Origin of the sequence: Sphingobacterium prati (genome assembly GCF_013167215.1) — a bacterium.
Classification (GTDB): domain Bacteria; phylum Bacteroidota; class Bacteroidia; order Sphingobacteriales; family Sphingobacteriaceae; genus Sphingobacterium; species Sphingobacterium prati.
Genome location: NZ_JABJWY010000035.1, coordinates 364,700 through 378,865, shown reverse-complemented (window position 1 = coordinate 378,865; position 14,166 = coordinate 364,700). Strand labels below are relative to the sequence as shown.

Genomic DNA, 14,166 nt, shown 5'->3' with positions numbered 1-14,166 from the left:
AACCTCTTTATTTATTGATGAAACGGTATACCATTCTTAATTGATCTACAAAATTTTTGAAATCACCCTCATAGTGTTTCTTTAGTACTAAGAGCTGAAATTGGCTTTGCTGAAAATAACTGACCAGTTGACTATCATCAACAGAGTTCAACAGCACATAATTTCTCGGGCTGTAGCTCAGCATAGCAAAAAAAGCGGTATTGAAGTAATATTGTAGCGGATGTATTTTTCCTTGAAACATTAGTCGAAGTTCTAGTTTATAATAATCGCCCATATCTTTCCATAGAAAACAGATTTCTGGTGTTTCATTATTAAAGGCGCATGGCGTCATATACGATCTTCTTGGCTTGCCTTTTACATTACGCATTCCATATGTATAACTGTAGTGTGTGTACAACCTTCCTGAAAGTAAAGGAAGCGCCTTTTGCCAGAGCTCAAAAAGCTGATTGAAATTATTTTGGTTCTGTTTCCGTTTTTCAGAAAGCTTATGAGCGTCTTCTTTATATTCTGGGTTAGCAACCAAGGCTATTTTCTTCATGTCGAAGCAAATCTCAACGAGGTTTTGTTGTTCGTCCGAAAGATCGATTTCAGAAAGTTGCATTTCATTAAGCACGTATGTTGTAAAGCTTCTTACCTCGGTTTTAGCCTTGTTCAAAATCCCTGTATAAGGAATTAAAAAGGGATAATGATTTGTTCGGAACCTTTCATTGTTGTTATCTGCTAAACAGAAACCCAACACCTTGTGTGTTTTTCTAGGTGGCTCTTCTTGAATTGAAGGAACTGCTTTCCGTAGCTCCACTATATTTGCAGATACTATAGGAAGTTGTTTTCCCGGCTTATATAGGCCTTTATACCTCACTTTTGACGACACATGCAAATTATCCTTCGACTTATGGATCATCAGGTATTTAGATCCCCCTGTTTCCTGATCAAAGAATCCCGGCCAATAATAGTCCTCGAAATCATATTCAGTGTGGTAGTACATCAGCTGGTTAAGCGCAAAATAAGCGTATCGGCTCAAATAGTTTTCATGGGTATCGACGCTGCAACTCACCAATAGTTCGGAGGTGGTTACCTTAAGGTAAACCATTTCTTCGGGCTCTTTGTCCAGAATTACACCTATTACAAGCAATTCATTGCTGAAAGATATCTTCCTGATTTTAATTGGAAAATAACCCCTTTTAGGTTTTCTGATCTCGGAATATTGGTTCAGTGTATTTTCTGTAAGTATTCTCGTATTGGGTGTAAAAGGCAAATGAAAGAAGTTCATCGATGGAATATTTTTATCCAGCATGATCCACCTCACTTTCTTTTTTTAATTGTGTGTAGGATTCTGCCACTATTGCAAGAGATTTTATCTTTTCACCGCACATAATTTCAGTAAGCTTTAGAAAGGTTGAAACACGGGTGAATATTTGTTCAGCATCGGCTTGTTCAACCTTAAAATCATCTTTGTAGCGTGCAGCGGAATAACTTTTTACCATAATGTCAAAGAGCCGTTTATCCTCTTCTCTGCCCGATAAGAAGAGGCTTGATGGTGCCGGAGAAAAGCTATCGCACATCCGAAGCTGTCTATATAGGTTGTGTATATCAGAACGGTAAGCCAAATGAACCCTTATTAAAACTATACAGCATTGTTCTACGACTTGATGCGCCATAAATGCACTTAGATTGTAATGTTGGTTCGTCAGGCATTCTTTTGCACTTTTTAAAAATCCTGTTGCCAATGGAAAGCGGTGGTTGTAATGTTTTTGGGCTTTTACCGCTCCCTGTATGGGTATCAAACTTGTAGTTTGGAAAGTTTGCACCATGCCGTCCCGACTATAAATAATCTGACCATCATTATAAACGGTAATGAAAAACCTGTTATTGGCCTTTAGTGCCTCTCCAACGGTTTCTTTTCCATGAGCCAATATGGTGATCTTGCCGAAAGGATAATGATTATTGGCAAAGTCTTGCACTTCGTGTTCAATTCTCGTAACGCTTTCGGTTACCATCAGCAAAAAATAATGATAGTTTTCTGTACTGTGGTTCTCAATAAAACAACCGTCATTGATTTTAAAATCGATGTTTTTACCAAAGCTATAGATTTGCTCGGGTTTGAATTTTTGAACCAGCTCTTTGATAAAGCCGGAAAAGTTTTCTTTCTGGAACTGGCCAGATTGCGAGAATTGTGTTTCCATGATTGCTACATTTTTTGATTAACAGGTTAAAATTGCGGACATGGCTTGCCGTAACCTACCAATAAGGCTGGTATCTTACTACAACACATTGGTTCATTACTATATTAGGAATTTATTATATTTGCTTTATGGAAACGCCTACAAAATCTAACAAAGTGCACATCGGCAGAAAGATCAGTCGTATCAGGGAAATACGTGGTATCAAGCAGGACTATCTTGCTATTGAACTAGGCGTAAGCCAGCAGACCATTTCCAAGATAGAGCAGAGTGAGGAAGTTGAAGATGCAATGTTGGAAAAAATTGCGGGTGTACTTGGTGTGAGCGCTGAAGCAATAAAGAATTTCAGTGAAGAAGTTCTTATATTCCATATTCAAAATATGCATGATAACGCATCAGCATACCAGTATAATTACCAATGTCATTATAATCCTTTAGATAAAGTGGTAGAACTTTATGAACGACTGCTTCAAAGCGAACGTGAAAAAGTAGAATTATTGAAAAAAGGAAATCAATAATTTTTCTATTTAACTTTTTAATCTGCTTGATCGCTCAAAGGTCTTTAGCTATTGTGTTTTTTTGTAAAGCTTCATTCTATCAGTCAGCCTTTTAGGGTAAAAATTTTTATCTAGTTTAAGTTGATGGCAAATTATAAAATCACAAACTTCAACTAAATAGATTGAAAGAACAGAAAGTCTGTTGTAAAAATACTCCCATTGGCTTTCTATATCATCAATGGTTGAAAAAATAAAGTTTAAGTTTTGTATACCTGTTAGGTTTTGTTTGTTCCTTGTGGTTGATGGATGCAAAGCTTTATTAGATATATTTATAAGGCTATCTGGTAATTCTTGGTTAAATACAAAATCAAAAATGTCGTCTTTTGTTATTGATGTTGTTAGTAGTGCTGATGTTGATAATTCAAGTAGTTCCAATAAATCTTGCTTTGTGATTTTCGTACTATCAAAGCCATCATTTGAATTAAATTCTTCCAAAAAATCTGTAGTAAAAAAAATTCTAAGCAAAACAATCAAGTCATAAACAAAGGGTTTTCTTATTAGGGAGAATGAAACTGTTAATCTTCTTTTTGTGGATGCACTTAAAGCCTCTTTTAAAAAGTATAAAATATCGATTAGGAGACCATATATGATATGATTTGTTAGATGTTTGTCATGAAATTCCTTTTCGCCGATACGAAGTAAATAATCTAAAATATGTTCTCCCTTTTCAATGTTAGGTTTTCCTTGGATATTAATACTCTGAATTCTTAACTCAGCATACTCTTCATCCACTATCAATTTTTCTATCTCGTTAACCAGCCCCAAACAGAAGTCATGCTGTTCATGGAATTTTTTTGGGAGGAGATTGTAGTTGTTTTCCAAAGTATCGAATTTAAGGTACGGCTAACTTGTTAGCTTTCAAATGTTCACTTACTCACATGAGTAATGGCAGGTATTTCGGTTTTTTGCTAAAATAGGCAAAAGCCGTAAACATATTCATTTCCGTGAACATCATCTTTGAATAATATTCCATATTCAAATTTTCCAGCGAATACATCAGTAGGTGAGAATTTCGAGGCAATCACATCATTTATTGAATGTTCAATTCCACCCGTAGTTAAAGTAGCATCACAGTTGACTTGATTATCATCCTCCAATTGAACCTTGCAAACGCCTATTTCATCAAATAAACCAGCATTTTTTGCACTTTGCCAAAATAAGGGATATTCATCATTTTTTATTAATTCCGGTTTTTGTGTCTTTATTTTAAAATTAAATTCCATTTTTATTCTATTTGTTCCCTACTATTAGCGCAATTTACTGATGTAAAGATGATAAACAAAACTGGAAACCATAAGATCTTCAAAAGACTTAGAGGATTAGAGCCCTCGTCCTTGCGAAATATCTTTTTTCGCCTTTTTTCTTCTGCGTTTTTCAGCTTCTTCAATCGGATTTATTTGAGGTAGCTCGTAAATAGGTTCCATCAGAATGCTGAGCAAATCACAGCCAGATTTACCTGCGGTACTAATCATTTGGCCAATATTTTTAAATAGATCTTCTGCCACTCCGATACTTAGTTCTCTGAGTATTTTAGAAGATTCAGGTTGCTGGTTTTGAATACTTTCCAAAATTTGCATTTGCGTTTTTTGTTCGCTTGTTCCATTCTTCATGATATTGGCATAGACAAGGGTATCTTTTACACTCCTGTCAAAGTCAAAAACCTGATCAAATAGCTTTTCCCCCGACTGCTTGAAAGCTGTCCGGTTAAACTCGCCAAGTTTGGCTGAATGCTCTTTATTTTTACCCTTTGATGTATTTTGTGGACTAAGCTTAATCTTATTCGTAATATCCTTCCTGCTGACGATGATCTGGATATGATCCTGTCTTCCTTCTTTGCGCTCGCCCTTTTGCCGTGTTCCGTCCTTTACTTCCTTATCTGTATGTTTGTAATAACGGTAGTTTTCGTGCTTTCCATACCAGAGCAAATCTTTATGGCTGTTAATGCCTGGTCTTTTGAAGTTTTTGGCATACTCATCCATTACCTTCACCGCAAATTCCTTTAGCTTTTCTTTTGTACCATTCTTGCCGTACATCTCGTAAAGGTACGCCAGTTCCTTTTGGCTAGGGCTGATATTGATCAGAAAAAATTTACTGTCGCTACGTCCAAGTTTGGCAATGTTGCCGTCTATCTTCATCCTGACTTCCTGCCTGCGGATTTCGTTACCAGTACCGTTAAACCAATTTTCCAGTTCCAGACCTTTGCCCTTTTCGGTCTGCATCTGGTTCTCTTTTTCAAGGTAATTGACCAGCGCACCGCTGCTGCCCTTATTGTCTCCCGTTTCTGATGTGGTGATGTTGATGAACATAAGCTATAGATTTTCCAGTGATTGCCTGACATGGGCTTGCAGTTCCTCTTTTTTAACGTTGGCCGTAGTCCAGCCCAGCGATTCCCTTTGGGTGATGTAATATTCAAGGATCTTGCTAAATCGTAATTTCAGCAACGCTTTGTCTTCCAAATGGGTTTGTGTTCTGGCAATACCACGTTGAAGTGCTGTCATACCCTCTGCAAGCTTTTTCGTATTTTCAAGATCCTGCGCCATATACTTGCCAATATCCTTAATGTACAGTGTGTGTTGCTTTGTAATAGTAACCAGCGTACCTGTATCGCTGAAGATGGGTAACAGGAAATCTTTTTCTTGCGTTTTAAAAAAGCCAATAATCCGGTTGTTTCCGTTGACCAGCTCTTTTTTAAGCAGTTCGTCATTCAGGTCTAAGGGGTCTTTCTTGCTCCGGTAGAAATACTCTACCATTTGTATGACGGTCGTCTTTTTTGTCCTGCCCAACTTGAGAGCGATCTTTTCCAGTTTGATATCGGTGGCTACAGGGTAGCGCACCGATTTTGTATTAATATCCTCCATATCCCGAATGTTTAAGGATGGTTTGGTATTTCGATAATAAACCTTATTTGTGTACCTCTTTGCGGGTGCCATGAGGGATTATATTCTATGTAGCCAAATTCTACAAGGTCTTTGATGTTCTTATGGTAGGTGGCGATAGATCTGATGCGGGAGAACCGCATCAGCTTTGGCCTGCTGACCTGAAAGGTTTTTTCAGGTGCATCGCTGTCGCTGTAGTAGAACAATGCCATCAGCAGGCTGATGTGGGTGGCGTAAAATCGGCTTTCCAGTGCCACCCGTTCAAAATATCCGCTAAGGGCGTGGTGTTGTATATTCAGATAGTTCTTCATGTTATTCCCCTTTCAATATTTTTTCAATTTGCACCTTACTGTAATACATTGTACCCCCAATTTTGCGGAACGGCAATGTCCCGTTGATGCGCAGGTTCTGTAAAGTGCCTGCTGATATGTTCAGCATTTTGCGCACCTGTGCGCTCCTTAACCATTCTCCGTTTTGCTGGTTTTCCGTCCCTTGTCCGATAATGCCTTTCATTTCCTGCAACAGTTCTGTTTTGAACTGGCGGAGGTCTTCCATTGTGATGATGTCTATTTTCATAAATTGCGCTCCTCTCGAATATTTTAATTTTACTGATTAGCTGGCTAATCATATATCTAATTAGCTGGCTAACTGCTTATCTGCTTTGTTAGCTAATTGGTATACCTGAAAGTATACCGTTTATGGTTCCTGTAAGGCTTGCAAGCCCCAAAGTAGCCCCGGAGGCTACTTGAAACCCCTGTAGCGATAGCGTAAGGGCAAGCAAGTAGGGCTCTGCCCAACTTCCGCTTGCTCAGCCCCCGAAAAGGGGACTGACTGCCTGAACCGCCTCTCTACCGCCAATGACAGCTCCCCTGAAAGCCCCACAGGTTTTTGTGCTGTCCTATTTTAACGTACTCTGTCCTTAGTTTTTGTTACACATAAACCGTTGTTAAGTGTATATATAGCTATGTTGGTGGTGGGATTTTCTCCGCAGTCTCGCCTTTTGCGCCTACCCACACTAATAACTTCTTTCGGGAAAACAGCAATTTACCTGCTGTCTTTGAAAAGGGGATTTTGTTCTGTTTAACCAGACCATAAAGCGTCGATGCTTTATAATTAACCAATGCGGCCGCCTGTCTGGTATTGAGCAGTTCGTCAACATCATGCCTTTTTAGGTCGCCACTTGAAATGGCTTTCCTAACAGAATTTTCCATAAGACTGGAAAGTTCGCTGACAGATAATGCGGTAAATAGGATTTTCTCTTTTTCCATAAATTTCGTTTTATGGATACAAAGGAATGGTGAAAAATCCCTTACAAAAGCAATGACATTAATGTAATAATTTATGTTTTTTAAGGATGCTTAGCATTTCTTCGATATGGGGGTTTATCGGCTGGCTTTCCTTGATAACCTTCATGCCTTTCAAGGCATTGGTTGATATGACGTTTTTAATACTTTCCGGTTTAGAGCCATCAAAAACAGGAAAATGCCGTTTTAAGCTAGTGACATATTCAATTTGGTTAACGCTCCGGTTGTATTCATGGTTTAAATTATACGTGCTATACATTAATGCGTTCAGTACACTACGCATATCACCTCTTGACGTTCTTTTAACAAACGGATTTTCAGGGCGCTTTAATATTTGCGGAAATGCATTCGAACTAAATGCAGATCCTAAGAAATCTGTTAGTTCTTTATTGCTTAGTGCAGCTTCCTCTTTGCCCTTGCTGGTGTTCATAGGTGCAGTTAAGACCCGCCATATTGCCTTTACCTCTTCCAAATCACACATCAGTTCAATGCGAGGAAAAGCAAGTGACGGACTTGTTTCTATAACGGGGGTGCTTTTTTCAGGTTCAGGTTGTTCGACTAGCTCCGCTTTAACTATAGCGGGATTTTCTTTTTCAGGGACTTTTGAAATTTCAACTACTTTTAGATGGCTGTCAAAATGTAAACGTAATCCTGGGCTTCCTTCTGGTAGACTGCTGTTGATATTATTAATTTCTATAAAACCCCTGTACAGACTGGCTTGCAAATAGCCTAAATTATAAAACAAATCTTTATCAAGATCACCATCAAAATATAGAAAGTCAAGGCAATGCAGGCAAAACACCTTTAGGTACTGCACTTTCTGTTCGTGTGGGAGTGCCGGATAAGATACGCCCAGATTAAGTTCAAACGTACTAACGCCCTCATTGTAACCATCGAAAAAGCAAAGCTCAAAGATTTCTTTTTGTTTTATATCCCATTCGCCGTAAGATTCATTCGTATAATCGACACTGGTACTTTCTTTCATATTCAGGAAATCGTACAGGTCTGTATCACTGATAAAATAAGCCTTACCATCTCTAATCAATTCCCTAAACGGAAAGTAGCCCAATTTATCAATCAAGTCAAAACGGCTGTCTTTCTTACCAAGATGACCTGACTTTTTATGAACGGAGGAAACTCTCATATCATCATATATATGACCGGAATAAGGACTGAAATTTTTAAGATGGTGGAAAAACATGCCGTTCAGTTTTAGAAGATATTGTTGCTAAATTAATGAATTAGTTAGCCAATAAGCTAACAATAAAACAGATTGATTCTAATAAAAGACATTATTATCCTAAAGCACAATATTTACGGTGCATAAGATTTCTTGATATTTATTGAACAACAAAACCAACAGATTTCCAGTTGGTTTTAACTACTTCGTTTACTAATTCTTGTACTGAAGTAATAATTGTCTTAATTTTTATTGTGAATAATGATTGGTAACTATTCCTTTTTGTTGAGATAAAGTTCGTTCAGCCACTCCCTCACTTCCTAGCACATTTGAGCGGAAGAACCGCACAGAAATACACTTAATTTTAAAAATCAGAGAAATGTATAAGTGTTTCCGTGAAATCATCAAATGCCTCACAATGATTTGAAGGAAATTTGTAATCAGAAAATTAAATCATTTATTATGAAAAAGACAGTATTAATAACAGGTGCATCATCAGGATTCGGAAAAGCGTCTGCAAAATTGTTTCAAAACCAAGGCTGGAATGTCATCGCTGCTATGCGTTCTCCTGAAAAGGAAGAGGAATTAAAGGATAGTGAAAATCTGCTTTTGGTAAAACTGGACGTTACAGATTTGGAAAGTATTAAAAAATCAGTTGAAAAGGGACTGGAAAAGTTCAGTACGATTGATGTTCTGATCAACAGTGCGGGCTACGGTTTGATAGGCGTTTTCGAATCTTCGGACGAAACTCAGATTCAAAAACAATTTGAAGTCAATGTTTTCGGCCTGATGAATATGACAAAAGCCATTTTACCGGCGATGAGAAAACAAAAAAGCGGAGTTATCGTCAATATTTCATCTTTCGGAGGTGTGACAGCCAGTCCTTTTACAAGTTTATACAACAGTTCGAAATTTGCCGTTGAAGGTTTTTCTGAAGCATTGTATTTTGAATTGTCATCTTTTGGGATTTCCGTTAAAATTGTGGAACCCGGAAGCGTTGCGACCAATTTCAGAAACGGAATGGAAATGATTCAGAATACGATTGAGGATTACAATCAGGAACTGGCGTCTTTCATTCCAAAGTTTACAAAACGTACGGAACATGTATCAAATGCTACGACCGAAGAAGTTGCAAATACTATTTTTGAGGCAGCAACAGATGATCAATCCAGATTGAGATACAGTATTGGGGAGGATGCAAAGTTCTATATCGATTTGAAAAATCAAAATTCTGAAGAAGATTTTTTAAGATTTATGCAGGAGTAATTGCTGAAAAAAGATTTAACTTTACCATTAAAAATTCCAACGAAATGCCGGAATCATTCATCAATATTCATTCGATTTCAGAGTTTCATCGATATTATAGTCTTGAAAGTCCAAAACATCCTCTGGTAAGCGTTATCGACCTGACAAAAATCAAAAGAAAAGATACGGATTCTGCCCAGCATTTTCATCATCTGGGTTTATATGCAGCTGTTTACAAAAAATTCGACGGCAGCTTTAAATACGGCCGTTCAGATTATGATTTTCAGGAAGGTGCTTTGATGTTCATTGCGCCTGACCAGATAGTACAGACAAGTTCTGATACCGATACTGAGATTGACGAAGGATGGTTTCTGGCATTTCACCCTGATTTCATCTATGGTTCCGAATTGGGCAAAAAGATTCGGAACTATACTTTTTTCGACTACTCAAGCAATGAAGCCCTGTACGTTTCTGATGAAGAAAAGAAAACGCTCGAGACGATAATTTCTGCCATTCAAACAGAATATTCAAAAAACATCGACCGCCACACACAAGGCTTGATTTTAAATAATATCGAGTTACTTCTCAACTATTGCGACCGCTTCTACGAGAGGCAGTTTTTTACGAGGTCAAAAGTGAGCAACGATATTCTTCATAATTTTGAACAGTTGCTCAATCACTATTTTGATGATGAAAATCTCATTGACAAAGGTATCCCCGAAGTGAAATATTTTGCGGAAAAACTTTATCTTTCTTCTAACTATTTATCCGACCTTCTCACTAAATATTCCGGAAAAACAACGATTGAACATATTCATCTCAGGTTGGTTGATAAGGCAAAAAATCTGCTGCTTGGAACGTCAAAATCTATAAGCGAAATTGCTTATGAGCTTGGATTCGAACATCCTTCACATTTCACAAAAGTATTTAAAACAAAAACAGGGTTATCACCACTTCATTTCAGGAAAAACCAGATTTCGTAGCAAATTGTACCAATTCTATTTCTCAGTGATTGGCGAAAAGACGGCAGGTTGGTCTTTGTTTTCAATAGGGCTACAATTGAGAAATTCCTTATTTCCAATAACGGTATACACTTAAAAGAAATCATTGAAAATTTAGATGAAATTTAAGATGAAAATTCAGTGATATTTAGAGATTAAATTAAGTATTGTGTGAATTAACTCACTTACCAAGTATATAGTATTTCATCAATGAAATTAATCACATAGCTAAAAATACACGAAACAAAACAACTTAAACAAAGGGGGTTAACATCTGATTTGGTGAACTATTCTACAATATCCAGTTTGAATTTTTTAATTATTTTTAATATTTGTTTTTACCGCAGAATTGACTATATTTAAATATAGCAATTGCAGCTAAAACGTATCGAAAAAAACGTGAGTAATTCAATGAGTAGAATTACAAAACAGCCCCAAATACTATTTAAACGTTGGTTTTTACACTAGGTGTGAATCCCAGCGGGATCACAAAGAAAGCTAATCGCAAGATTAGCTTTTCTTGTTTGGTAATATACGAATTCGAAAGAAGGACCAGGTTTGATCCTATGGAAGCTGCGATTAAAAATCCCTGATTTCATGGATATCAGATCCGCTACATTGCTGTATATTTGATATTAGAAAAAAAATAATCAGATGCGGTACGTTTTTATACTCTTGATCACACTGACCTGTGCATTTACATATGCGCAGACCAAGCCCATGCCAAACAATTTGTCCTACCCCGATTTGATTCCGGTATTGGTAAATGATAGCTTATATGGATACTGTGACAGTGTTCTCGACATAAAACTTTCTCCCGTTTACGAAAGTGCAGAGTTATTTGAAGAAGATTTCAATTTTCAGATTTTTCACGTCAACAAACCTGAAATTGTAAAATATGGATCAGCGGAATACGCTTGGGTCCGACACAAAGGAGAGCGTTACCGTATCAACAAAAAAGGCGATCTGGTTTATAAATATAACGAAGCGGATTTCAAAACCGGAGAAACCCTCGTTCAGCTCTTTCAAAAGTCCAGACATACAATAGATAAGGTGGACGAAACAACCTTATTTCAACACATCAAAGACAATCAAACAGGTCAAATTGTGTTCCCTGACGATCAGTCCATCGCCGACTTTAAAGAAAAGAATAAAACCTTTATCGACGAAGGGATACGACTCATCTATTATCCGAGCTTTACAGCACTACCTTATACGAATTTTACCAATGAACAAACGCAACTCCAGGGAATAAAAAATAAAGAAACGGGTGAAATCGTTCTAAAAGCACGCTATGCTTCTATTGAAGAATGCTATAATAATCCCTTACGCGTACATCAATACCCGCTGTTCATTGCCTATCGTGGCGATCTAAATAAGTATGTCTTTGTTGGACTCAATGGAACTGAATTTGTACTATACTCAGCGCAAATAGAATTTAACACAAAATAACGATGGAAAAGCTGCTATTCGAAATGAACAAATACTTTCCGTTAAGTGAACGGACGATGGCAGCATTGAAACAGATCTTTCAAACCAAAAGCTTTAAAAAAAATGAGTTGATCTTGCGCGCAGGTGATTATGCAAGATATTACTATTTTGTATCCAATGGATTATTAGGCTATTATAAGCTAGATACAGAAGGAAATATCATTTACAAATTATTTTTTGAAGAGAACAGCTTCTGTGCATCCACATCGGCAATCATAGAGGAGAAACCAAGTAATTTCAATATTGTAGCTCTCGAAGATGTACTGCTTATTCAGTATTCCGCGAAGCTTTTCCGCGAATTGGTGGTACAATATCACGACTTGGCACTTTTCCAAATCGCCTACCTTGAAAAAAATTGGGTCGTTAAAAAAGAACCTCTCGAAATTAATTTGAAATGGGAGTCTGCCAAAGAACGCTATCTTGAACTTTACAGCAATCAATCACTCTTTAACCGTCTCAAACAACATCATATTGCCTCTTATCTAGGCGTTACACCTACCCAACTGAGTCGTATTCGTAAAGAATTAAAATAATAATTCCATCAACATTTGTACATGTTTTTTAACAATATCCTTGAGAATTTTGCAGTGTACAATAAATCCTCAAGCAATGAAAACAGGAATTACCTTTCTTTTATTGGCACTCTTCTTCTCAGTTAGTGCCCAACAGATCTTACATCAGCAAGTCTACAGTGCCAAGATGCACAAAAACATAGATGCTATCATCGTTACACCTAATATCCAAAAAGATGTACGCTATAAAACCGTTTATATATTACATGGCTATAGTGGAAATCCCACAAGGACAATCGAACAGGACATTCCAAACCTGTCCCAAAAAGCGATTGAATTCCAAACGATTTATATTATTCCCGACGGAAATTATAACTCGTGGTATGTAGATAGTCCTTTGGATAAGCAGCGCCAATATACAACCTTTATCGGAGAAGAACTGGTCAGTTATGTCGATCAGCATTTTCCCACCCAAGCAGATAGAGCTGCAAGAGGCTTGCTTGGATGGAGTATGGGAGGGTATGGTGCATTGCATATTGGGGTTGCCTATTCTCAAATCTTTTCCATTGTTGGCAGTTCCTGTGGAGCAATTGATTTCGACCGCTTTGGAAAAGGATATCAAGGCTACCAGGTGGATAAGGTACTCGGGGAGTTAAAAGATTTATCCCTAAGTTTTCGAATCTATGACAATGCGGATAAAATGATCCATAGTCGACAGCACTATATCCTGGATTGTGGAACTGAAGACACGCAAATGCTGGAAATGAACAGATCCCTACATAAGGTGTTAACGACTAAAAATATCGAACACCTCTATATCGAGTCTCCGGGAGGACACGATACCGCTTACTGGCGTAAATCGTTGATCAATCAATTGGTCTTATTTCAAAATTATTTTGGCCATGAAGGATTATAAATCTATTCTTTACGTCGCCAGTGGCGCCTGCAGCTATGGCCTGCTCGCTACTTTGGTCAAATATGCCAATCAACTGGGGATCAGTACCAGTGTATTGACTTTTCTGCAATTTTTGATAGGCTTCTTGTTTTTGCTGGGGCTCAATTACTTGTCGAAACCTCAACAACAGCAACAGGTAAGCTTGACTGTAAAATTAAAACTAACTGCCTGGGGAACATCCTTGGGTTTGACGTCAACATTGTATTACCTTGCCATACAATACATCCCTGTATCTGTGGGAATTATCCTACTCATGCAATCCATTTGGATAAGTTTAATTGTAGAGGCGTTCATAAGAAGGCAAATTCCATCAAGGGCAAAGATAGCGGGTGTCTTTATTGTCTTATTGGGAACTGCACTTTCAACCAATATCTTTGCAGAAACAAAGGATTTGGATACAAGGGGTGTATTATTGGGGTTTGGAGCTGGAATCAGTTATGCCGTTGCCATTTTTTCATCTAGTAACATTGCTAATAAGTTACCGAGTCCAGTCCGGAGTCAGTTTTTAGTACTTGGTGGACTTCTCTTGATCATTGTATTTTGGAACATTAATATCGTCCAGCAGATGACACTGGAGGCCTTGCCCTGGGGGATACTCATCGCTCTATTTGGGACAGTTCTACCCCCCTTATTTTTTACCCGGGGTATTCCTAAGACCGGTATTGCTTTGGGAAATATAATTTCGAGCCTGGAGATTCCGATATCCACCATCTCCGCAGTTTTATTACTGCACGAGATTGTTTCCGGAATTCAGTGGGCCGGGATATTCCTCATCTTGCTTGCAGTCAGCGTTATCAATCTTCGAAAATAAACACAAAGGAATCTCTATCTTGTTATTCAAAACTAGCAGATGGAGTTTCTTTAT

General features: G+C 37.7%; 17 protein-coding genes. 7 read left to right on the top strand and 10 right to left on the bottom strand.

All coding sequences use genetic code 11. The annotated features are described in order from the left end of the window. Positions 1-7: 7 nt before the first annotated feature. Both HPC41_RS17440 and HPC41_RS17435 read right to left on the bottom strand, forming a co-directional pair. Positions 8-1,270 carry a hypothetical protein gene (locus tag HPC41_RS17440; protein WP_172395285.1) on the bottom strand — a complete coding sequence of 421 codons (1,263 nt, stop codon included), beginning with the start codon at positions 1,268-1,270 and terminating at the stop codon, positions 8-10. A gap of 13 nt (positions 1,271-1,283) precedes the next feature. Continuing rightward, positions 1,284-2,183 (bottom strand): HEPN domain-containing protein, encoded by a 900-nt coding sequence (locus HPC41_RS17435; protein WP_172395284.1) that lies wholly within the window; start codon positions 2,181-2,183, stop codon positions 1,284-1,286. Between the two features lie 128 nt (positions 2,184-2,311). Here HPC41_RS17435 and HPC41_RS17430 point away from each other — a divergent pair, with 128 nt between their 5' ends. Next, on the top strand, positions 2,312-2,698 hold the full coding sequence (locus HPC41_RS17430; protein WP_172395283.1) for a helix-turn-helix domain-containing protein: 387 nt from the start codon (positions 2,312-2,314) through the stop codon (positions 2,696-2,698). A 48-nt stretch (positions 2,699-2,746) separates the two neighbouring features. Here the strand turns inward: HPC41_RS17430 and HPC41_RS17425 are convergent, their stop codons facing one another. The 8 genes from HPC41_RS17425 to HPC41_RS17390 all read right to left on the bottom strand — a co-directional run bounded on the left by HPC41_RS17425 (position 2,747) and on the right by HPC41_RS17390 (position 8,118). Further along, positions 2,747-3,559, bottom strand: a complete 813-nt coding sequence (locus tag HPC41_RS17425) for a hypothetical protein (protein WP_172395282.1) — start codon at positions 3,557-3,559, stop codon at positions 2,747-2,749. Positions 3,560-3,645: 86 nt separating this feature from the next. Then, complete coding sequence (locus HPC41_RS17420) at positions 3,646-3,960, bottom strand: hypothetical protein (protein WP_172395281.1); 315 nt, start codon at positions 3,958-3,960, stop codon at positions 3,646-3,648. Positions 3,961-4,056: 96 nt separating this feature from the next. Next, entirely contained in the window at positions 4,057-5,043 is a 987-nt protein-coding gene (locus tag HPC41_RS17415) for a DUF5712 family protein (RefSeq protein ID WP_172395280.1), read from the bottom strand. 3 nt (positions 5,044-5,046) lie between these two features. Next, complete coding sequence (locus tag HPC41_RS17410; protein WP_172395279.1) at positions 5,047-5,595, bottom strand: BfmA/BtgA family mobilization protein; 549 nt, start codon at positions 5,593-5,595, stop codon at positions 5,047-5,049. Between the two features lie 11 nt (positions 5,596-5,606). Continuing rightward, positions 5,607-5,924, bottom strand: a complete 318-nt coding sequence (locus HPC41_RS17405) for a hypothetical protein (RefSeq protein ID WP_172395278.1) — start codon at positions 5,922-5,924, stop codon at positions 5,607-5,609. Between the two features lies 1 nt (position 5,925). Continuing rightward, on the bottom strand, positions 5,926-6,189 hold the full coding sequence (locus HPC41_RS17400; protein WP_172395277.1) for a helix-turn-helix domain-containing protein: 264 nt from the start codon (positions 6,187-6,189) through the stop codon (positions 5,926-5,928). 386 nt (positions 6,190-6,575) lie between these two features. Next, a complete protein-coding gene (locus HPC41_RS17395; RefSeq protein ID WP_172395276.1) occupies positions 6,576-6,881 on the bottom strand; it encodes a helix-turn-helix domain-containing protein in 306 nt (101 codons plus the stop codon). A gap of 58 nt (positions 6,882-6,939) precedes the next feature. Beyond that, the gene (locus HPC41_RS17390) at positions 6,940-8,118 is read right to left on the bottom strand and encodes a hypothetical protein (RefSeq protein ID WP_172395275.1); all 1,179 of its coding nucleotides are present in this window, start codon (positions 8,116-8,118) and stop codon (positions 6,940-6,942) included. Between the two features lie 441 nt (positions 8,119-8,559). Between HPC41_RS17390 and HPC41_RS17385 the strand changes: the two genes are divergently transcribed. The 6 genes from HPC41_RS17385 (at position 8,560) to HPC41_RS17360 (ending at position 14,112) form a co-directional block, all read left to right on the top strand. Further along, positions 8,560-9,363, top strand: a complete 804-nt coding sequence (locus HPC41_RS17385) for an SDR family oxidoreductase (protein ID WP_172395274.1) — start codon at positions 8,560-8,562, stop codon at positions 9,361-9,363. Between the two features lie 44 nt (positions 9,364-9,407). Continuing rightward, positions 9,408-10,325 carry a helix-turn-helix domain-containing protein gene (locus tag HPC41_RS17380; RefSeq protein WP_172395273.1) on the top strand — a complete coding sequence of 306 codons (918 nt, stop codon included), beginning with the start codon at positions 9,408-9,410 and terminating at the stop codon, positions 10,323-10,325. A 672-nt stretch (positions 10,326-10,997) separates the two neighbouring features. Continuing rightward, a complete protein-coding gene (locus tag HPC41_RS17375) occupies positions 10,998-11,795 on the top strand; it encodes a hypothetical protein (protein ID WP_172395272.1) in 798 nt (265 codons plus the stop codon). A 2-nt stretch (positions 11,796-11,797) separates the two neighbouring features. After that, on the top strand, positions 11,798-12,367 hold the full coding sequence (locus tag HPC41_RS17370; protein ID WP_172395271.1) for a Crp/Fnr family transcriptional regulator: 570 nt from the start codon (positions 11,798-11,800) through the stop codon (positions 12,365-12,367). A 76-nt stretch (positions 12,368-12,443) separates the two neighbouring features. Further along, on the top strand, positions 12,444-13,262 hold the full coding sequence (locus HPC41_RS17365) for an alpha/beta hydrolase (protein ID WP_172395270.1): 819 nt from the start codon (positions 12,444-12,446) through the stop codon (positions 13,260-13,262). Continuing rightward, entirely contained in the window at positions 13,249-14,112 is an 864-nt protein-coding gene (locus tag HPC41_RS17360; protein WP_172395269.1) for an EamA family transporter, read from the top strand. Before HPC41_RS17365 ends, HPC41_RS17360 begins: the two co-directional genes overlap by 14 nt. Positions 14,113-14,166: the final 54 nt, after the last annotated feature.

Coding starts and splice junctions, on each gene's coding strand:
- HPC41_RS17440 (WP_172395285.1), bottom strand. CDS start 1,270: ATGAACTTCTTTCATTTGCCTTTTACACCCAATACGAGAATACTTACA.
- HPC41_RS17435 (WP_172395284.1), bottom strand. CDS start 2,183: ATGGAAACACAATTCTCGCAATCTGGCCAGTTCCAGAAAGAAAACTTT.
- HPC41_RS17430 (WP_172395283.1), top strand. CDS start 2,312: ATGGAAACGCCTACAAAATCTAACAAAGTGCACATCGGCAGAAAGATC.
- HPC41_RS17420 (WP_172395281.1), bottom strand. CDS start 3,960: ATGGAATTTAATTTTAAAATAAAGACACAAAAACCGGAATTAATAAAA.
- HPC41_RS17415 (WP_172395280.1), bottom strand. CDS start 5,043: ATGTTCATCAACATCACCACATCAGAAACGGGAGACAATAAGGGCAGC.
- HPC41_RS17410 (WP_172395279.1), bottom strand. CDS start 5,595: ATGGAGGATATTAATACAAAATCGGTGCGCTACCCTGTAGCCACCGAT.
- HPC41_RS17405 (WP_172395278.1), bottom strand. CDS start 5,924: ATGAAGAACTATCTGAATATACAACACCACGCCCTTAGCGGATATTTT.
- HPC41_RS17400 (WP_172395277.1), bottom strand. CDS start 6,189: ATGAAAATAGACATCATCACAATGGAAGACCTCCGCCAGTTCAAAACA.
- HPC41_RS17395 (WP_172395276.1), bottom strand. CDS start 6,881: ATGGAAAAAGAGAAAATCCTATTTACCGCATTATCTGTCAGCGAACTT.
- HPC41_RS17390 (WP_172395275.1), bottom strand. CDS start 8,118: ATGTTTTTCCACCATCTTAAAAATTTCAGTCCTTATTCCGGTCATATA.
- HPC41_RS17385 (WP_172395274.1), top strand. CDS start 8,560: ATGAAAAAGACAGTATTAATAACAGGTGCATCATCAGGATTCGGAAAA.
- HPC41_RS17380 (WP_172395273.1), top strand. CDS start 9,408: ATGCCGGAATCATTCATCAATATTCATTCGATTTCAGAGTTTCATCGA.
- HPC41_RS17375 (WP_172395272.1), top strand. CDS start 10,998: ATGCGGTACGTTTTTATACTCTTGATCACACTGACCTGTGCATTTACA.
- HPC41_RS17370 (WP_172395271.1), top strand. CDS start 11,798: ATGGAAAAGCTGCTATTCGAAATGAACAAATACTTTCCGTTAAGTGAA.
- HPC41_RS17365 (WP_172395270.1), top strand. CDS start 12,444: ATGAAAACAGGAATTACCTTTCTTTTATTGGCACTCTTCTTCTCAGTT.
- HPC41_RS17360 (WP_172395269.1), top strand. CDS start 13,249: ATGAAGGATTATAAATCTATTCTTTACGTCGCCAGTGGCGCCTGCAGC.